At 72.8% G+C, this 18,027-nt stretch carries 16 protein-coding genes and 1 tRNA gene; 10 read left to right on the top strand and 7 right to left on the bottom strand.

The window, feature by feature from the left end; translation table 11 throughout:
* Positions 1–39 precede the first annotated feature (39 nt).
* Both ABZ810_RS43650 and ABZ810_RS43655 read left to right on the top strand, forming a co-directional pair.
* Positions 40–1,422, top strand: coding sequence for an MFS transporter (locus ABZ810_RS43650; protein WP_358413350.1), 1,383 nt, complete (start codon positions 40–42; stop codon positions 1,420–1,422).
* Positions 1,423–1,675: 253 nt separating this feature from the next.
* Complete coding sequence (locus ABZ810_RS43655) at positions 1,676–2,932, top strand: helix-turn-helix domain-containing protein (protein ID WP_358413352.1); 1,257 nt, start codon at positions 1,676–1,678, stop codon at positions 2,930–2,932.
* Between the two features lie 12 nt (positions 2,933–2,944).
* Here the strand turns inward: ABZ810_RS43655 and ABZ810_RS43660 are convergent, their stop codons facing one another.
* The gene (locus tag ABZ810_RS43660) at positions 2,945–4,390 is read right to left on the bottom strand and encodes a sigma-70 family RNA polymerase sigma factor (protein WP_358413354.1); all 1,446 of its coding nucleotides are present in this window, start codon (positions 4,388–4,390) and stop codon (positions 2,945–2,947) included.
* A 390-nt stretch (positions 4,391–4,780) separates the two neighbouring features.
* Between ABZ810_RS43660 and ABZ810_RS43665 the strand changes: the two genes are divergently transcribed.
* Positions 4,781–4,854: transfer RNA gene (locus ABZ810_RS43665), tRNA-Pro, on the top strand.
* Between the two features lie 389 nt (positions 4,855–5,243).
* Here ABZ810_RS43665 and ABZ810_RS43670 read toward each other — a convergent pair.
* Entirely contained in the window at positions 5,244–6,407 is a 1,164-nt protein-coding gene (locus tag ABZ810_RS43670; RefSeq protein ID WP_358413356.1) for an ROK family protein, read from the bottom strand.
* A gap of 64 nt (positions 6,408–6,471) precedes the next feature.
* Between ABZ810_RS43670 and ABZ810_RS43675 the strand changes: the two genes are divergently transcribed.
* Positions 6,472–7,686 carry an MFS transporter gene (locus ABZ810_RS43675; protein ID WP_358413358.1) on the top strand — a complete coding sequence of 405 codons (1,215 nt, stop codon included), beginning with the start codon at positions 6,472–6,474 and terminating at the stop codon, positions 7,684–7,686.
* A 128-nt stretch (positions 7,687–7,814) separates the two neighbouring features.
* On the opposite strand, the gene alaS is transcribed toward ABZ810_RS43675, so the two are convergent.
* Positions 7,815–10,469 (bottom strand): alanine--tRNA ligase, encoded by a 2,655-nt coding sequence (gene alaS, locus ABZ810_RS43680; RefSeq protein WP_358413360.1) that lies wholly within the window; start codon positions 10,467–10,469, stop codon positions 7,815–7,817.
* The gene (locus tag ABZ810_RS43685) at positions 10,456–10,587 is read right to left on the bottom strand and encodes a hypothetical protein (protein WP_264159552.1); all 132 of its coding nucleotides are present in this window, start codon (positions 10,585–10,587) and stop codon (positions 10,456–10,458) included. The genes alaS and ABZ810_RS43685 overlap by 14 nt, the downstream gene beginning before the upstream one ends.
* 170 nt (positions 10,588–10,757) lie before the next feature.
* On the opposite strand from ABZ810_RS43685, the gene ABZ810_RS43690 reads away from it, so the two are divergent.
* From ABZ810_RS43690 to ABZ810_RS43700, 3 genes are all read left to right on the top strand, one after another.
* Positions 10,758–11,666: a hypothetical protein gene (locus tag ABZ810_RS43690; RefSeq protein ID WP_358413362.1), complete on the top strand. Its 909-nt coding sequence runs from the start codon at positions 10,758–10,760 to the stop codon at positions 11,664–11,666.
* Positions 11,663–12,598 carry a hypothetical protein gene (locus ABZ810_RS43695; RefSeq protein WP_358413363.1) on the top strand — a complete coding sequence of 312 codons (936 nt, stop codon included), beginning with the start codon at positions 11,663–11,665 and terminating at the stop codon, positions 12,596–12,598. The genes ABZ810_RS43690 and ABZ810_RS43695 overlap by 4 nt, the downstream gene beginning before the upstream one ends.
* Before the next feature lie 97 nt (positions 12,599–12,695).
* Positions 12,696–13,439: a Sir2 family NAD-dependent protein deacetylase gene (locus tag ABZ810_RS43700; RefSeq protein ID WP_358413365.1), complete on the top strand. Its 744-nt coding sequence runs from the start codon at positions 12,696–12,698 to the stop codon at positions 13,437–13,439.
* Between the two features lie 30 nt (positions 13,440–13,469).
* Here ABZ810_RS43700 and ABZ810_RS43705 read toward each other — a convergent pair whose 3' ends face one another.
* Together ABZ810_RS43705 and ABZ810_RS43710 are read right to left on the bottom strand one after the other, a co-directional pair.
* Positions 13,470–13,970 carry a hypothetical protein gene (locus tag ABZ810_RS43705; protein WP_358413367.1) on the bottom strand — a complete coding sequence of 167 codons (501 nt, stop codon included), beginning with the start codon at positions 13,968–13,970 and terminating at the stop codon, positions 13,470–13,472.
* Between the two features lie 112 nt (positions 13,971–14,082).
* On the bottom strand, positions 14,083–14,454 hold the full coding sequence (locus tag ABZ810_RS43710) for a helix-turn-helix domain-containing protein (RefSeq protein WP_358413369.1): 372 nt from the start codon (positions 14,452–14,454) through the stop codon (positions 14,083–14,085).
* Positions 14,455–14,594: 140 nt separating this feature from the next.
* On the opposite strand from ABZ810_RS43710, the gene ABZ810_RS43715 reads away from it, so the two are divergent.
* Complete coding sequence (locus ABZ810_RS43715) at positions 14,595–15,173, top strand: YceI family protein (protein WP_358413371.1); 579 nt, start codon at positions 14,595–14,597, stop codon at positions 15,171–15,173.
* Between the two features lie 10 nt (positions 15,174–15,183).
* Here ABZ810_RS43715 and ABZ810_RS43720 read toward each other — a convergent pair whose 3' ends face one another.
* The gene (locus ABZ810_RS43720) at positions 15,184–16,002 is read right to left on the bottom strand and encodes an alpha/beta hydrolase (RefSeq protein WP_358413373.1); all 819 of its coding nucleotides are present in this window, start codon (positions 16,000–16,002) and stop codon (positions 15,184–15,186) included.
* Between the two features lie 61 nt (positions 16,003–16,063).
* Between ABZ810_RS43720 and ABZ810_RS43725 the strand changes: the two genes are divergently transcribed.
* Both ABZ810_RS43725 and ABZ810_RS43730 read left to right on the top strand, forming a co-directional pair.
* Positions 16,064–16,705, top strand: coding sequence for a hypothetical protein (locus ABZ810_RS43725; RefSeq protein WP_358413375.1), 642 nt, complete (start codon positions 16,064–16,066; stop codon positions 16,703–16,705).
* Complete coding sequence (locus tag ABZ810_RS43730; RefSeq protein WP_358413377.1) at positions 16,702–17,982, top strand: nucleotidyl transferase AbiEii/AbiGii toxin family protein; 1,281 nt, start codon at positions 16,702–16,704, stop codon at positions 17,980–17,982. Before ABZ810_RS43725 ends, ABZ810_RS43730 begins: the two co-directional genes overlap by 4 nt.
* Positions 17,983–18,027 lie beyond the last annotated feature (45 nt).

An 18,027-nucleotide genomic window follows, 5' to 3' on the forward strand; every position in this document is an offset into this window, starting at 1 on the left:
CGGCAGGCACGTCCGGGCCTTGTGCTCGGTGTGCTCTCCGTGGCCAGTTTCATGGCCGGGCTCGACCTGTTCATCGTCAACGTGGCGTTCAACGACATCGGCCGTGACTACTCCGGAGAGTCGTTGGCCGACCTCTCGTGGGTGCTCAACTCCTACACGATCGTTTTCGCCGCGTTGCTGGTTCCCCTCGGCAGGCTCGCCGACCGCTACAGCCGCAAGGCCGGGCTCGTGCTCGGGCTCGTGGTCTTCGTGGCGGCCTCGCAGGCCTGCGCGATCGCGCCCTCGTTGTGGTGGCTGGTGGGCTTCCGCGTACTTCAGGCCGTGGGCGCGGCCGCTCTGATCCCCACCAGCCTGGGGCTTCTGCTTTCGGTCTTCCCCCAAGAGCGGCGCGCCGCCGCGGTTCGGATCTGGTCCGCCTCCTCGGCATTGGCGGCCGCGGCGGGTCCGGCGGTCGGCGGCGTGCTGGTAGAAGCCTCGTGGCGATGGGTCTTCGAGGTGAACGTCCCGATCGGGATCATGGCGATCGTCCTGGCGGTCCGTTTCGTGCCGGACTCCAGGGACGGTGCGACCGCCAAGATCCCGGACATCGCGGGCGCCGTGATGCTCACGGTGGCCATCGCGCTGCTCGCGTTGGGACTGGTCAAGATCAACGATTGGCCGTCGGAGCGGACGACGCTCGTCCTCGCCGTGGCCATGCTGACCCTGGGTGCGTTCTGGCTGCGCTCGTCGCGGCACGCCACACCGGTCATCGAGCCGGCGTTGCTCGCGGTGCGCACCTTCGCCTCGTCGAACGCGGCCATCCTGCTGTTCTGCGTCGCGTTCGCCGGCAACCTGCTGATCGGTGTCCTGTGGATGCAGGAGGTCTGGAACTACTCGGCGATCCAGACCGGGCTCGGTGTGGCTCCCGGGCCGCTGATGGTACCGATCTTCGCTTTGGTGGCCGGCCGGATGATCGGCGCGAGGATCCCGGTCGGCGTGGTCACGGCCTTCGGCTGCCTGCTCTGTGCGCTCGGCATAGGGATCATGGTGTCCAGCCTGAGCCCGACCCCCGACTACGTCGGCGGGCTGCTGCCCGGCTGGCTCGTGGGCGGCGCCGGCGTCGGCCTCGCCCTTCCCACCATCCTGGCGTCCTCGACCGTGGACCTGCCGCCGCATCGTTACGCGACCGGCAGCGCGGTGGTCAACATGAGCCGCCAGATCGGCAGCGTCTTCGGAGTCAGCCTCGCGGTCGCGGTGCTCGGCACACCGCACGGCTACCTGGACGCACACGAGTCCTTCGTGGACGCCTGGCTGGTGATCGGCGCGTTCATGCTCGTCGCGGCCGTGGTCGCGCTGGGCATGACGCCGCGCCGCTCCGCGTCGGCGGCCGGTGTGCCCGAGACGGGAGCAGCCGTCGCGGGGACCCCCACGAAGGCCGCCTGAGACAAGGAGGCGGTACCGAACCCGGGCGCTCGCGGGTACGCCCCACTCGCGGGCGCCTCCGCATGCCCGCCGCCCGTCCGGCGCGTGCCGCCCGCCTGTCCGCCGCCCGTCCGGCGCGTGCCGCCCGGAACGCCTCCGCGCGCCGGTCGCCTGTCCGGTCGCTGAGCAGGGCCGACATTAAATCTGCCGAAAGTCCGTAATCTCGCGGACCTTCCCGCGTCTCCTTCACGTCGTCCCAGTGAAGGAGATCTCGGTGTCTGACGTCAGCCAGGTGGTCCGCCTTCCCGTGCGCCGGATCGAGCTCGGTTTCTCGTTCGGCGACGCCGCCCGGATCGCCAGTGACCTTCGCGGGCACGTGCCCGAGATCGCCACCGAGGCGGTGCGCATGATCGAGAAGCAGGTGCCGGAGTTCACCCGGCCGCACGATCCGCGGTACGCCGAGGCGCTCGGGGTGGGCGTGGAATACGCGATCGGGCACTTCCTCGACCTCATGGCCGACCCCGGCACCAGCTCGGTCGAGGTGCTGGACTTCTTCCGCAAGGTGGGCGAGGGCGAGGCGGTCGAGGGCCGCACGCTGGAGGCGTGGCAGGCGTCGATCAGGATCGGCGCCGGGGTGGCGGTCGAACGTCTCACCGAACGTGCCGAGCGGCTCGGCTACAAGACGAGCGCGGCGAACATCGCGGCCATCGCCAACGGGGTCTTCGGCTACCTCAACCAGCTCGCGGTGGTCGTGGCGGAGGGCCACGCCGACGCCGAGGCGCGCGCCGCGGGCGCCCGCCACGACCGCCGGCGCCGCCTGCTCGACCTGCTGCTCACCTCTCCCGCACCGGACCTGAAGGACTTCAGGGAGCCGGCGCACGAGGCGGGATGGCCGCTGCCGCGCACCGTCGCGGCCGTGGCCCTGCGCGAACGCGGTGCCGACACCCGGCGGCCGAGCCTGCCGCCGGACGTCCTGCTCGGCCTGCACCTGCCCGAGCCGTGCGTGATCGTCCCGGACCCGGACGGGCCGGGCCGGGCCCAGATGCTCCGGCGGCACCTGGCGGGCTGGACGGCGGCGGTCGGCCCCACCGTCGAGGTCACCCAGGTGAACGAGTCGTTGCGGCTGGCCCGCGACGCCGTCGAGCTGGCCTCGCAGGGACTGGTCGACGGCACCGAGCTCATCGTGGCCGAGGGCCACCTGCCGCTCATCGTGATGTTGCGCGAGCGCGAGCTCGTCGAGCGGGTGATCAACCGCAGCCTCGCGCCGCTGCTCACCGTCCGCGCCAGCCAGCGGCACCGGCTGGCGGAGACGTTGCTGGCCTGGCTGGAGTGCGGCTTCAACGCCACCGAGGTCGCCGGGCGGCTGCACGTCCACGCGCAGACGGTCCGCTACCGCATCCGGCAGCTCGAGGACCTCTTCGGCGACACGATCCACGCCACGAGCGGCCGGCTGGAACTGCACATGGCGCTCCAGGCGTGGCTCACGTTCAACAGCGAGCCCGTCGCGCGCGAGCAGCTCCGCTACGGCTGACCGGGCCGCGGCTCAGGGCTTGTCCAGGGACCATCCCTGAGCCGCCATCCCCGCGAAGGACGAGGACTTCAGCGTCACCGGCTGCAGGCCCGACCAGCTCGCCTGGAGGAACCAGCCGTCTCCGTTGGAGAGCTTGGTGACGCCCGTGGACTGCACCAGCTTCCACACCTGGTCGGCGCCGCCGCACCGCGCCATGGTCACCGCGTACTGCGTCGGGCTCTCCCACGGCGCGCCGGCCGAGGACGCGCCCCGGGCCATGCACGTGCCGGTGGCCGCGTTGGTCAGCGTGAAGCCGCCCGCGGTGTCGGTACGCCGCCAGGTGGACGCCGTGCCGCCGCAGGTGCCCTGCGTCGCGACCACCGACGGGCCGTCCGGCACCAGGCACGACTGGAGCGTGACGTTGCGGATCCGGTAGACCCCCGGGGCGTTCTGGGCGGTGGCGCCGCCGCCCGCCTGCGGGCTGGCGGAAGGCCTGATGTCGTTGGGCACGGCGACCCGCGGCGCGGTGCTCCGCGCCGGCTCGGGCACCTTCGTGGCCGGCAGGGTCGCCGGCGGGGCCGCCTGCTTGGGCGGCGCGGCCTGCGGCGGCGGCCGTTCCGACGGGCCCATGCCGGTCGCCGCGTAGAGGATCGCCAGGACGGCGGCCGCCGCGCCGGCCACCCCGGCGGGGAACGCCCAGGCGGGCACGCCGGCACCGGCGGGGACCAGCGCGCTGAGCGGCGCCGACGGCGCCCCCAGGATGATCGCGCCGAGCGGCAGGCTGCGGCGCAGCCGCGCGTTCAGGTCCGACATCTCCTCGGCGGCCCGGCGGCAGTGCGCGCAGGTCTCCAGGTGCTGCCGCAGCGCCCGGCTCCGGCGCCGGCCCGGCCGGCGGACCCCGGCGGCCAGCTGCGCGATGTACTCCGCGCACTCGGGCCGCCCCTCGACGCTGGCGGCCAGGAACGCCTGGCGCAGCCCCTCGCGCGCCCGGAACGCCAGCTGGGTGACCGCGCCGGGCTCCATGCCGAGCACCTCGGACACCTTCTGGACGGGCTCGTCCTCGATGATCGTGTGCCACAACACGGTCTGCCAGCGCTCGGGCAGCGACCGGAACGCCCGCACGAGCGCGTCCAGCTCGTCGACGTCGGGCATCTCGTCGGCCGGTCCGTCGGCCCACTCGGCGACCTCGTCGGTCACCACGGTCCGGCGCGCGGCGCGGGCCCAGTCGACCGCCGCGTTGCGGACGACGGTGTAGAGGTAGGGACGGCAGGCCTCGCGCGGCCCCGCGCCCTGCTGGAGCGCCGCGAACGTGCGGGTGAACGCCTCGCTCGTCAGGTCCTCGGCCATATGTTGATCACGTACGAGACCCCGGGCGTACCCGAGCACGGCGGAATGGTGGCGCCGGTAGAGCTCGCCCGACGCGCGTTCGTCTCCGGAGCCGGCCGCCTGCACCAGATCGGCGTCCGATTCGACGCCCACGCCTGTGACCACCTGGCCATCCAACCCAAGCTCGCACTTCGCCACAACCCTCACCAACCACTACCGGTCGCCCCAGAGGCACCGCAGGAATGAAGCGGGCTTCTGGAGAAGACGGGAAGCGCCCAGGACGATTACGCGGTTTCGCGGATTTTTATCAACGAAGCAACTTTTTCATCGACTCATGCCAAATTTCATGAGTTTCAGCCGGGCGACCACCCCGCGATGGACCTCGTCGGGGCCGTCGGCGAGCCGCAGCGCGCGGAACCACTTGCGCCCTTTCCCTGACGGGAACCGGACCGTCCGCTGATCGCACGCCACCGGCACCGATATGGAGAGGCGATCGCGCCTGAACGGCACTACACTGCACAGGTCGCCCCGCCAGCGGGCGTACGGGCTGTAGCGCAGTTTGGTAGCGCACCGGCTTTGGGTGCCGGGGGTCGTGGGTTCAAATCCCGCCAGCCCGACGAGGCGGCCTACCCACTTCGCCGCCCCTTGGGGCGGCTTCGCGGGGGCCCGCCACCTTGCCCGGGGGGACGACCCCCCGGAGCCCCCCGGGGTGGAGGCTCCGCCTCCACAGGGCCGGGCTTCGTCGCCTGGGGGCCTTTGCTTCGCTTGGCCTCCGGGGTCGCAGTACGTCGATCGGTCGGGGCCTTTGCTTCGCTCGGCTCGGGTCGCAGCACGGGGAGTCGTGACGCCTTCGCTTCGCTCGGTCCGGGGGGCCTTTCGCATCGCTTGGTTCGGTGCCTTCGTGGATCACCTACGGCGGCAACATCGCCCAGGACAGGAAGCTCTCCCGGTCGAGGGGTGGGGCTCCAGGTGGTTCTGTGCGGGTCCTTCTGAGCGCGGGACCTTTTCAGCTTCGCTCGCGGGGAGCGCGTCTGGTCAGCCAGTCGGTGAGGCCTTGGGGGGTGAGGAAGGTGTCGAAGGCCAGTTCGGCGGCGCCTATGAGGGTGGCTTCGGGGCCGAGGGCCGAAGGGGTGATGGGGGGCGGGTTCTCGCGGCGGAAGGCCATCAGGCCTTGGCGGTAGGTGACGTCCAGGGCGTTCGCTGAGCGGGCCAGGATGCCGGGGCCCAGGCCGGAGAGCGTGACGAGCTCGGGGTCCAGGGCGTTGACCAGGGCGCTGATCCCGATGCCGAGGATGTCGGCGGCCTTGTCGACCGCGGCCTGGTGGGCCGGCGAGGCCAGGATCTCCAGGGCGCGGGAGCGGTCGTGCGGCGGGCCGCCGGTGGCCCGCAGGAGGGCGTTCGCGCCGACCTCGTTGCCCCAGCAGCCGGCGGCGCCGCAGGGGCAGGGCTCGTCGCCGCCGATCAGGGGCATGTGGCCGATCTCGCCGGCGGCGCCGCGGGCGCCGGGGATCGGGTCGCCGTTCAGGATCAGCGCGCCGCCGAGGTCGAACTCGACGTGCAGGTGCAGGCCGAGGCCGTGGCCGCGCAGGGCGCCGCGCCGGGCCTCGGCGAGGGCGGCCAGGGTGGCGTCGTTGCCGACGAGGACGCCGGGCAGCGCGGCCGCGATGTCGATCTCGCGCCAGCCGAGGGCGGGGATGTCGACCAGGCGGCCGTCGCGGATGGGGCCGGGCAGGGCGAGGGCCGTGGCGACGGGGCGGGGCGCGAGGGCCGTCCGGTGGCGGGCCATGGCCTCGGTCAGGTCGTCCAGGACGGGCAGGCTGCCGCGGTGGGGGCGTTCGTCGAGGACGGTCAGGGCGCCGCCCAGCTCGGCGGCGGCGATCGTCCAGAGGTCCTCGCGGAAGTCGACGGCCAGGGCGACCGGCCCCGCGGGGTGCGGGCCGGGGATGCCGGTCGGGCGGCCGCGGGTGCCCTGGTGGGCGGCCTCCTCGCGGATCAGCTCGTTGTTGATCAGCTCGCCGACGAGGACGGCGGCGGTGCCCCTGGCCAGGCCCAGGTCGCGGGTGAGCTCGGAGCGGGTGGCCTGGGCGCCGCGTTCGTGCACGGCGCGCAGGAGCCGCACCAGGTTGTGAAGCCGCAGCTCACCGCTCGTCCTCGCGCCGGTCGTTCGCACGAGGAGATTGTGCCATCTCTGGACCTGGATTATGTTCTAGGTGCGAACAAAACCTGGAGGGGATGTGGAACGACGCGCACGGCTGGGTGTTTTCGCCTATTTCGGCTTCTGCGGCCTGGTGCTCGGCGTGTGGGCGGCCGGCCTGCCCGCGCTGGACGAACGGCTGCATCTGGGCACCGGCCGCACCGGCACGGTGCTGCTGCTGGTCGCGGTGGGCGTGCTGGTGTCCATGCAGGTCGCCGGGCGTCTTTCCGATCACTTCTCGAGTCGCCGGCTGTGCCAGGTCTCCGGGCCGCTGGGCGCGCTGCTCCTGCTCGGCCCGGCGCTCTCGGAGTCGTACGGGGTGCTGCTCGTGACGGCGTTCGTGTTCGGGGCCGGGTTCGGGCTGCTGGAGATCGGCATGAACGCCCACGCGGTGGAGGTCGAGGCCGTCTACGAGCGGCCGATCATGTCGGCGTTCCACGGGATGTGGAGCCTGGGCGGCGCGGCCGGCGGTCTGGCCACGGCCGCGGCGCTGAAGGCCGGGTTCGGGGTGCAGGCCTTGCTGATCACCACGGCGGTGGTGGGGGCGGTGCTGCTGGTCACCCCGGCCCCGCTGCTCCTGCGCGAACGGGCCGTTCCGGCGGCGGTCGAGGTCGACGAGGGCACCGGCCGGCGGCGCGGCCTGGCCAGGGGCGCGCTGGCGATGCTGGGGATCGTGGTGTTCGCGGCGGCGATCAGCGAGGGCGCGGCCATGGACTGGGCCGCGATGCACGCGCGGCGGGTGCTGGACGCGGGGCCGGAGATGGCGCCGCTGGCGTTCACCGTCTACTCGGTCGCGATGACCACGATGCGGTTCGCGGGCGACCGGCTCCGCGGGCGGCTGGGCGCGGCCCGCACGTTGCGGATGGCCGGGACGGTGGCCGCCTCGGGCTACGCGCTGGTCCTGGTGGCCCCGGCGTTCGGGGCGGCGGCGCTGGCCGGGGCGTTCGCCGGATGGGTGCTGGTCGGGATCGGCCTGGCGACCGTGGTGCCGATCGCGTTCAGCACGGTGGGCGCCGCCGAGGCGTCGGCCGGGCGCGCGCTGGCGCTGCTGACCACGTTCATGTACAGCGGGATGCTGGCCGGTCCCGCGGTCATCGGGCACCTCGCGGACGCGACCTCGCTGCGGGCCGCGCTGGCCGTGCCCGTCGGCCTGGCGATCATCGTGGCGATGGCGGGGCCGGGCGCGATCTCCGCCCTGACCCGGCACCGCTGGACGCCCCGCCCCCAGCCGATCACCACGTCCTCCCCGTCATGACCGTCGGCCACTGTCGTCCCGCGCCGCGAACGAACGCGGCACGGGACAGAGCACAGGGGCCTCACGGGCGATGGCCGCGCAGGTGGGCGCGGGCCGCCGTCCTGACCACCGGCGGGATCACATGACGGTCATTTATCGCGGAGCAGGGCGCGTGCCTCGGCCGCGGCGAACGCCAGCGCCTCGTCCAGCCGTTCGGGACGGCGCCCGCCCGCCTGCGCGAGCGCGCCCTTGCCGCCCGCGCCGCCTCCGACCGTCCGCGCCGCGCGGGTGAGAAGATCACGCGCGCGCAGGCCGCCGTCCGCGAGATCACGCGTGACCGCGCCGACCAGCGTCGCGACGCCACCGTCGACCGTGCCCAGCATGACCGCGCCGCGGCCTGGCCGGTGCGCGAGCTCGGTCGCGAGCGGGCGCAGTTCGGCCGCCGGGACGTCGTCGAGGCGTTCGCTGATGAGCCACGCCCCGTCCAGATGGACGGTCCGTGCCGCGAGGCGTTCGCCGATGGCGTCGCGTTCCCGGCGGCGGAGCCGGTCGAGCTCGCGCCGGGTCTCCGCGAGCGCGGCCAGGCGCTGCCGGAGACGGTCGGGCGCCCGGTCGGGGCCGACGTTCAGCAGCGCCGCGAGCTCGGCCAGCAGATCCTCCTGCCGGTCGCGGTGGCGCAGCGCGTCAGCGCCGGTGAGCGCCTCGATCCGGCGCAGGCCGGTGCCGATGGACGACTCGCCGACGATGTGGACGGGCCCCGCCTGCGCGCCGTGGCCGACATGCGTGCCGCCGCACAACTCGCGGGACGCGTCGCCGATGTCGACGACCCGCACCCGCTCGCCGTACTTCTCGCCGAAGAGCGCGATCGCGCCCGCCGCCTCCGCCTCCGCGCGGCCCGCCTCCCAGACCGTCACGTCCGGGTCGTCCAGCAGGTAGTCGTTCACCAGTGTCTGGACCGAACGCAGCGTGCCCGGCTCGACCCCGCCGAAGTGCGCGAAGTCGAACCGCAGCCGTCCCGGCTCGACCCGCGAGCCGCGCTGCGCCGCGTGGTCGCCGAGGACGCGGCGCAACATCGCGTGCAGCACGTGCGTCGCGCTGTGCGAACGCGCCGTCGCCGCGCGGCGTTCGCCGTCGACGACCGCCTCGGCCTCGGCGCCCGTCCGGACCTCGCCGTCGCGGACGCGCGCGGCGTGGACGTGCAGCCCGTCCAGGCCGGGCCGGGTGCCGAGGATCTCCAGCGTGCCGGTCGGCGTGCGGACCAGACCGGTGTCGCCGACCTGGCCGCCCGCCTCCGCGTAGAACGGGCTGCGGTCCAGGATCAGCTCGACCTCGCGGCCCTCGGCCGCGTCCTCGACCGGCTCCGGACCGTCGAGGAGGCCGATGATCCGGCTCTCCGCGCGGGTGCCGTCGTAGCCGACGAACTCGGTGAGCCCGTGCCGCGCGACGACCTTCCGGTACGCGTCCTGCCGCGCCACCGCGCCGCCCTTGCGGTCACGTTCGGCCCGCTTCGCCTGGCGCTGCCGGCGTTCGAGCAGCTCGCCGAACGCCTCCTCGTCCACGTCCAGGCCCGCCGACCGCGCCGCGTCCACGGTGAGGTCGATCGGGAAGCCGTAGGTGTCGTGCAGCTCGAACGCGGTCCGCCCGGGCAGCCGTGACGACCCGGTGGTCCGCGCCCGTTCGATCGCGCCGTCCAGCAGGCGGGACCCCTGGCGGAGCGTGCGGCCGAACGACTCCTCCTCGGCCGCGACGACCTGGGAGATCAGCGACCGCCGTTCCACCAGCTCCGGCCACGCCGGCCCGAGGTTGGCGATCACGCTGCCGGTCAGCGCCGGGAGCACCGGCCCGTCGATCCCCAGCGACCGCGCGTGCCGGACCGCGCGGCGCATCAGGCGGCGCAGCACGTAGCCGCGTCCCTCCTTGCCGGGCAGGACGCTGTCGGCGATCAGGAACGCGACCGACCGCGCGTGCTCGGTGACCACCCGGAACGACACCGACTCCTCGCTGCCGTCCCGACCCGGGTAGGGGCGGCCCGCCAGCTCCTGCGCCAGCTCGAACGTGGGCAGCAGCAGGTCGGTCTCGCACACGGTGCCGGCGTCCTGGAGGATCGCCGCGAGCCGGTCGAGGCCGAGGCCGGTGTCGATGTTCCTGGCGGGCAGCTCGCCGAGGATCGGGTAGCCCTCCTTGCCCGGCCCCTCGCCGCGCACGTTCTGCATGAAGACCAGGTTCCAGATCTCCTGGTAACGCTCGCCGTCGACCGCCGGGCCGCCCTCGCGCCCGAACGAGGGCCCGCGGTCGTAGTGCAGCTCCGACGACGGCCCGCACGGGCCGGGAACGCCCATGGACCAGTAGTTGTCGGCCATCCCGAGCCGCTGGATCCGGTCGCCGGGCACGCCGAGCCGCCGCCACAGCCGTTCGGCCTCGTCGTCGTCCAGGTAGACGGTGACCCAGAGCCGGTCCGGGTCGAGCCCGAAGTGCCCGGTGAGCAGCTCCCAGGACCACGGGATGATCTCGTCCTTGAAGTAGTCGCCGAACGAGAAGTCGCCGAGCATCTCGAAGAACGTCGCGTGCCGGGTCGTCCGGCCGACGTTGTCGATGTCGGACGTCCGCGCGCACTTCTGCACGGTCGCCACACGCCGGTCCGCGGGCTCGCGCTCGCCGAGGAAGTACGGCTTGAACTGGTTCATGCCCGCGGCCGTGAGCAGCAACGTCGGATCGCCGGGGATCAGCGGGGACGACGGCAGGACACGATGCCCGCGTTCGGAGAAGAAGTCGAGAAAGGTCGTGCGGATGTCAGGTGATCGCATGGAACGGCCTCACGAGGTCGATGGGATGACGGCGCACACCGCCGAGCCGGGCCGAGAACGACTGCTCGTTCCCCAGCTCGGCGCGGATAGCTCGCCGCCCCACCTCGTGGAAGGCCATCGGGTTCCTGCTCGATCTCTCCGTCGTGAACGACGCGGGCCTGGCCCGCCTTGACCCAACGTAACCCGCGCCGGGACCCGATTTCTTCCCGATTTACGGGAGGGGGCGAAAGATCGCTAGCGTGACCTGCTCCGGGGGTTGATCATCTGAATCGTCACGATGGGAGAACCGTGTCCGACATCATCGGGAACGCGCTGCTGGACGCCTTCGAACGGCGGGGTTACCGGGCCGTCACGCTGGACCCCGAGACGGTCGACGTCACCGGCCCCGACGGGGAGACCTGGACGATCAACACCGCCGACTGGCGGCAGGAGGCCGGGCGCAACTCCCGCGCCGAGCTCCCGCGGCTGGCCGCCGAGTTCGTGCAGAAGATGACCACGGCGTTCGGCCGGGAGAAGGCCGAGATCGACCGGGTGCTCGCCGCCGGGCAGCTCCGCCTGCGCATCTACTACGAGGAGGACCTCGGCGACCTGGTCGACGACCTCGTGACGCGCCCGCTGGCGGCCGGGCTGCTGGAGACCGTCGTGATCGACTACCCCGAGTCGCTGTCGCCGCTCACCCGCGAGACGCTCGGCGACGTCCCCGAGAACGAGGCGTTCGGCGCCGCGATCCGCTGGTCGCTGGAGAACGAGCCGCACTACACCCAGGACGACGAGATCTACGGCATCCCGATCACGCACGTCGGCGAGGCGCACCGCTACATCGGCGCCCACCTGTACCTGCTGAACCGCCACGTCCGGCAGGCCGCCCCGTTCGGCGCCCTGATCTCCGTCCCCATCCCGGAGTACGTGATCATCCAGGTGATCGGCACCGACCATCACATCTTCGGCGCGCTGGAGGCCATGCAGGACCTCGCCCGCACCCACTACGAGAAGGGCGAGAAGCCCATCACCCCGCTGGTCTACTGGTGGCGTCCCGGCGAGTACGAGAGGCTCCCCGAGCCGGACGCCTTCTTCAGCGGCCTGGGCCCCGAGCTCCTCCCCGTCGGCATCGAGGTCGATCACGAAGACAAGAGCGTCGCCGCCCTCACCAACCCCACCGCCGAGCTCATCGACCTCTGGATGACCTCCCAGCAATGACCACACCACCGCGTCCCGTCGATCTCGAAGCGGCGTTCCCCGAACTGGCCGACCACGCCAGGACGGCGACGCGCCTGCACCCGCGCCCGGGCTCCCCGGGCGTCCACGACAGCTCGGTCGGCGGCCCGCTCCTCTGGCCCGCCGACGAGCCGTGGCCCGTCTGCACGCGCACCCACGCCTTCGCGGAGGACCTGCGAAGCCCCGCCGACGAACGCCTCCGCCGGCGGCTTCTCGACCAGGCCCGCGACGACGACGCCTTCACCGACGAGCTCCGGGCCGAGCTGAGAAGGCTGGACGAGCGGGCGCCGACCTCGGTGCCCCGTGAACTCCCGCTGCTCGCGGTGGCTCAGCTCTACGCCCGCGACGTCCCCGACCTTCACCCGCCCGAGGGCACGGACATGGTGCAGGTCCTGTGGTGCCCCTTCGAGCATGACGCGGACCTCATCTGCCCGCTGGCCGAGCTGCGGTGGCGTTCCTCCGACGTGGCGAACCCGCTGACCGTCCAGCCCGGGCCCACGGTCATGGAGTCGGACCAGTACCTCCCGGAGCCGTGCGTCCTGCGGCCCGAACAGATCACCGAGTACGAGTACCTCGGCCTGCTGCCCTACGACCTGGAGCAGCGCATCATCGCCTGGCAGGAGGAGACGGGCCACGACTACCGGTGGGAACTGGCCCTGGTGGGCGGCTGGAAGGTCGGCGGCTGGGCCCGCTGGAACCTCAGCGGCCCGGAGGTCATCGAGTGCGAGTGCGGCGCCGACCTGGAGCTCCTCCTCGCCATCGACAGCGGGGAGCACGGCGGCGAGAGCTGGCCGCCCGCCGAGGAAGGGGTACGTCCCGACCCGACGCAGATCCGGATCGGACGCGGCTACTCCCTGCAGATCCTCGTCTGCCCCACCTCCTACGACCACCTCGGCGAACAGGTCAAGCAGTGAGACCAGTCCGGGCCATGGGAAGCGCCGCGACGGCCCGGCGCGGAGGCGCCGGATAAACGATCGCGGTCGCGTGGTGGTGGCGCATACGGTGGCGCGCATGGACACGGACGCGCCGGAATGGATGCGCGGGGTCACGCGGATCGCGGTGCTGACGGGCGCCGGAATCTCCACCGACTCCGGCATTCCCGACTACCGGGGGCCGCAGGGCATCTGGACCAAGGACCCGAGCCTGGCCGACCTCTTCACCTACGACACGTTCGTCGCGGACGCCGGCGTGCGGCGCCGGCTGTGGTCGTCCTACCGGGAGCTGTACCGGACCGAGGTGGCGCCGAACGCGGCGCACGCGGCGCTGGCCGAGCTGGAGCACGGCGGCAAGGCCGTCCGGGTTCTCACACAGAACGTGGACGGGCTGCACCAGAAGGCCGGGTCGTCCGAGCGCAAGGTGCTGGAGCTGCACGGCAGCCTGGCGACGGTGACGTGCCTGTCGTGCGGTGAGCGGAGCCCGACCTCGAACGTGCTGGAACGGGGCGGGGAGGAGCCCGCGTGCTCGTGCGGCGGGATCCTCAAGCCGTCGGTGGTGATGTTCGGGCAGTTCCTCGACGAGGACGTGCTCGGGCGGGCGGGGGCCGTCGCGCGGGCCTCGCAGCTGTTCCTGGCGATCGGCAGCTCGCTGATGGTGGAGCCCGCCGCGGGGTTGTGCGCCGAGGCCGTACGGCACGGCGCGACGCTGGTCATCGTCAACCGCGACCCCACGCCGTACGACGACCTGGCGACCGAGGTGATCCGGGAGCCGATCGGGACGGCCGTCCCGCGGATCTGCGCCGCGCTGCTCCACGGCTGAGCCGCGGATCGGCGCCGCCGCGGCGCCGCGCTACTCGGGGGGTGAGTGGGCGAGGGTGCCGGCGCGGACCTCGCTCAGCACGGTCGTGATCGTGCCGACGACCTCGGTGAGGTTGTCGCGGAGGACGGCGGCGGCGTGCCGGTGGGCGGGCGTGACGGGGACGCCCGCCGCGTCGAGGAGGGGCTCCAGGTCGCCGAGCCGCTTCTCCAGCCAGGCCATCGGGTCGTCGGTGAGGCCGGGCTCGAAGACGCGGCGGCCCGGCTCGCCCGCGCGCATGCCGGGGTGGTGGTGCATGCGGTCCTTGGTGCCCGGGCCTCCCTTGACCGACTCGAGGAAGTCGCCGCGCCAGATCGCCTGGCCGAGGGCGACGGGCTGGGAGGCGTTGGGGGAGCCGCGCCGGTCCTGCGGCTCGACCGGGCGGAGCTCGACGCGGACGCCGCGCTCGTGGCCGCCGCGGTCGGGGTCGGGATCGACGAGGTAGACGTCCTCGACCGTCAGCCCGAGGTCACCGAAACAGAACACGCGCAACACGGGACGCTCCTTCCACCGGCGCCGGTCCCGCGCCGGTCGTCCTCACGTTTCGGACGATACGTCAGCCCCCGGGAGAGGCGAAGCCCTCCGTTCCGGACAGGGGCGCAGGGCTTCAGCTCTCGCGCGAGTCGTAGTCCTCGCGGGCCAGCGCGATCTCGTCCATGTGCTCCTCCGACCAGGCCATCAGGTTCTTGACGGCGTCGACGAGGGTGTGGCCGAGCGGCGTCAGCTCGTAGTCGACGTGCGGCGGGATGACCGGATGGACCGTGCGGGTGACGATGCCGTCGCGTTCGAGGCCGCGCAGGGTGGCGGTGAGCATGCGCTGGCTGATGCCGGTGACCTCGCGCTTGAGCTCGGTGAAACGCCGGGTGCCGGTGCTGAGAACGGTGATCGTGTAGAGCGACCACTTGTCGGCGATGCGGTCGAGCACGCGGTGGGTCTCGCAGAGCGCGGGTTCACGCCCCCTGAAGTCGCTGACCTCCATGGTTCCCTCCGTGTGCCCATGGCAGAAACAAGTGCCTTCTTGTCGGCTCAGACAAGCCTTCGCAGGATGAGAACGGTTCCGCTTTGAGACTGAGGCATCAAAGAGAACCTTCTTACTTCTCGTCACCCCTAGGAGACACCATGACTGTCGAAATTGTCGAGATTCCCGGCTACGTCGCCGGCACCTGGGTCATCGACCCCGTGCACAGCGACGTGAGCTTCAAGATCCGGCACATGATGCTCAACAAGGTGCGCGGCCGGTTCACCGGCGTCGAGGGCACGATCGTCACCGCCGCGAACCCGCTGGAGTCCAGCGTCACCGCGACCGTCGACCTCGCCTCCATCGACACCGCCAACGACCAGCGGGACGAGCACGTGCGGTCGGCCGACTTCCTCGACGTGGCGAACCACCCGACGATGACCTACCGCTCCACCGGCCTGCGCGCGGACGGCGACGGGTTCGTCCTGGACGGCGAGCTCACGTTGCGCGGGATCACCAGGAGCGTGCCGCTGCGGCTGGAGATCGGCGGCTTCGGGCCCGACGTGTTCCGCCAGGACGACCCGTTCAAGGGGTCGCGGGTCGGGCTCACCGCGACGGGCGAGCTGGACCGCACCGAGTTCGGCGTCGGCGACACCGCCACCATCCCGGGCGGCGCCCTCGCCCTCGGCACCAGGCTGCAGCTGAACCTGGAGATCCAGGCCGCCCTCCAGGTCGACTAGGGGACGCCGGTCAGTCGAGGAAGCCGAGGAGGGCGGCCGTGAGCTCGGCGGGGGCGTCCTCCTGGACGAGGTGCCCGGCCCCCTCGATGAGGCGGAGCCGGGCACCCGGGATCGCGGCGGCCAGCTCGTGCGCCTTGGCCACCGGGATCCACGCGTCGTCGGTGCCCCAGCAGACCAGGACGGGCAGGTCGATCTCCCCGTACCGGCCCTGGATCTCGTCGGTGTACCGCTGGTCGGCCTGCGCGATCTGGCGGTAGAACGCCGCCTGCCCGGTCTCGCCGAGCCATGGCGCGATGAGGGCGTCGAGCGTCCCCGGGTGGAGGCCGGGGCCGCTCGCGGACGTCACGTACTCCCGGACGAGCGCCCGGTGCAGCGCGGGCGGGAGCCGCTCGAAGACCGCGGCGTTGTCGCCGACGAGCCGGAAGAACGGCGACCCCCAGGGCGCCAGCGCCACCGGGTCGACGACCGCCAGCCGCCGGTAGCGCGCGCCGTGCAGCAGGTGGGCGCGCAGCGCGACGGCGCCGCCGAAGTCGTGGGCGGCCACCTGCGGCTCGTCCAGCCCCCAGTGGGCCAGCAGCTCGGCGAAGACGCGCCCCTGGGCGCCGAGAGAGACGTCCTGCCCCTCGGCCATCTCGGACGAGCCGTAGCCCGGCATGTCCCACACGTACACCCGGCGCCCGTCGGCCAGGCCGCGCGCGATGCCGCGCCAGACGTACGACGAGAACGGCGTGCCGTGCAGCAGGACCAGCGGCTCGCCCGTGCCGAAGGCGTCCCAGCGGACCTCGCCCGCGGTGCTCCGGTACGTCCGGCTCAGTTTCCATTCCGTCATACGTTCGAAACTAGCGTTAATCCAGGTGCCTCGCGTTCGCGACCTCTGTCACCATCCCAGCATGTCCGCATTACACGACTTCGCCGGCGACTTCGAGACCCACCTCACGGTGGCGGCGCGCGACCTCGCCGCGCTCGAAAGCTGGGCGGCGCCGCGCGGCCTGAAGGTCGTCCACATCGTGCTGGAGCGCGGCCGGACGCCGTCGCAGCCGATGCTGACGCTCCGCACGACCGGAACGTTGACGGAGGCCCGCGAGCGGGCGGCGGACACCGCGGCCGGGCTGCGGGCGGCCGGGTGCGCGGTCACCCGGACCAAGATCGAGGCGGCCCCCTGGAACGAGGGCGTGCCGCGCACCGACGACGAGGAGCAGGCGCCCGGCCGCTACTTCGAGCACCACGTCAAGCTGCTGCTCGGCGCGGACGCCGGAGGACTGCCCGCGCTCGCCGGGCTGGTCGTCCGGCACGAGGCGCACCTGTCGCGCAACGCGCGCCGCGTCCGCGCGGACGGCCTCCAGGAGCGGTTCGTCACCCAGCGCTGCCGCGCGGTCGGCTCGCTCACCGCGGGCCGCCGCCTGGACGCCCTCACCGCCGTGCTGCGCGCGGCGGGCCACGAGATCGCCTCGGTCGAACGCGAGTACGTAGTGGCCGACGACGCCGAGTCGCTCGACGACGGATGGATCACCGAAGGGAGGAACCGGAGATGAGCTCGACCTGGGAGAGCCTGCGAGGCGGCCCCTGGAAGCCCGAGGCGGAGGTGCCGCACGACGGGCCGGACGAGGTGACGCGCCGGCGGCTCGGCCTGCCCGCGACCCTGCGGCCGGTGCCCGGCGCCGTGCAGCGGCCGGTGTTCGACCCGGCACTGAAGCAGTTCAGCAACGCGATGCGCATCGGTGAGCCGGTCTTCGACTCCGGCTACCTCAACGTGCGGTGGTACTCCGACCGGCGGCAGGCCGTCGGCCACGTCCTCCGGGCGATCGCCGGGTCGCCGTGGGCCGACCACCTGGTGCTGCGGGGGAGCGTCCTGCTGCGGGCGTGGTACGGGGACCTCGCCCGCGAGCCCGGCGACCTGGACTTCGTGGTCGTGCCCCGTACATGGCGGATGGCCGAGCACCGGACGCGGCAGATGCTCGAGGGCATCGCCTGGGAGGCCGAGGCGGCGTCCTCGTCCGGCGCGGTGAGGCTGGACGCGCGCGGTGCCGTCACCGAGGACATCTGGACCTACGACCGGGTGCCGGGGCGGCGGCTCCTCCTGCCCTGGAAGTCCCAGGCCGTGCCGCAGGGCACCGTCCAGCTCGACTTCGTGTTCAACGAGCATCTGCCGGTGGAGCCGGAGCCGACCCTGGTGGACGACGTCCTGCTCAACGCCGCGACCCCCGAGCTGTCCCTCGCGTGGAAGCTCATGTGGCTGCTGGACGACACCTACCCCCAGGCCAAGGACCTCTTCGACGCCCTGCTGCTGGCCGAGCACTCCTCGCTGAGCTACCGGCTGCTGGTGGACGCGTTCGTCGCCGCCGACCCGGCCCGGGTGCGTTTCCTGCCACGCATCGAGGACGTCCGCGCCCTGAGCGTCGACTGGGACGAGTTCGAGAAGGAGTTCCCCGGCCGGCTCGCGGGCCACGGCGACGACCACGTCCAGCGGCTCGCGGCGCTGCTGGAGCCCGCGTTCCGGCGCGACAACGACCTGCCCTCGGGGGAGTACGCGCGGCGCGTCGAGCTGCTGAGGCCCCGTATCGAGCTCTACGACCTGCTGCGGCGCGAGCAGGGCATGGAGCCCGCGCTGCGCCGGATGGCCGACGACGGCCTGGCCGTCAACGAGGCCGTCGTCATCGCCAACGAGATCCTCGGCCGCGGCGTCGGCGGCCTGGAGCCCACGCTGGCGAACGTGATGCGCGCGTACGCCGGCGCGGGCTCGTCCTGGATCGGCTACCTGAGCCGCAACGCCGACGAACGAGCCAAGATCCTCTCCCAGCTCCGCGACTGATCCCCCGGGAGATGGGACGGGCCCCTGACCTGCGCGGTGGGTCAG

The sequence above is a fragment of the Spirillospora sp. NPDC047279 genome, from assembly GCF_040643285.1.
Classification (GTDB): domain Bacteria; phylum Actinomycetota; class Actinomycetes; order Streptosporangiales; family Streptosporangiaceae; genus Spirillospora.

Excerpts from the sequence above, each read along its gene's own strand:
- alaS (WP_358413360.1), bottom strand. The coding sequence starts at position 10,469 with ATGCGATCACCTGACATCCGCACGACCTTTCTCGACTTCTTCTCCGAA.
- ABZ810_RS43685 (WP_264159552.1), bottom strand. The coding sequence starts at position 10,587 with ATGGCCTTCCACGAGGTGGGGCGGCGAGCTATCCGCGCCGAGCTGGGG.
- ABZ810_RS43695 (WP_358413363.1), top strand. The coding sequence starts at position 11,663 with ATGACCACACCACCGCGTCCCGTCGATCTCGAAGCGGCGTTCCCCGAA.
- ABZ810_RS43700 (WP_358413365.1), top strand. The coding sequence starts at position 12,696 with ATGGACACGGACGCGCCGGAATGGATGCGCGGGGTCACGCGGATCGCG.
- ABZ810_RS43710 (WP_358413369.1), bottom strand. The coding sequence starts at position 14,454 with ATGGAGGTCAGCGACTTCAGGGGGCGTGAACCCGCGCTCTGCGAGACC.
- ABZ810_RS43715 (WP_358413371.1), top strand. The coding sequence starts at position 14,595 with ATGACTGTCGAAATTGTCGAGATTCCCGGCTACGTCGCCGGCACCTGG.
- ABZ810_RS43720 (WP_358413373.1), bottom strand. The coding sequence starts at position 16,002 with ATGACGGAATGGAAACTGAGCCGGACGTACCGGAGCACCGCGGGCGAG.
- ABZ810_RS43725 (WP_358413375.1), top strand. The coding sequence starts at position 16,064 with ATGTCCGCATTACACGACTTCGCCGGCGACTTCGAGACCCACCTCACG.
- ABZ810_RS43730 (WP_358413377.1), top strand. The coding sequence starts at position 16,702 with ATGAGCTCGACCTGGGAGAGCCTGCGAGGCGGCCCCTGGAAGCCCGAG.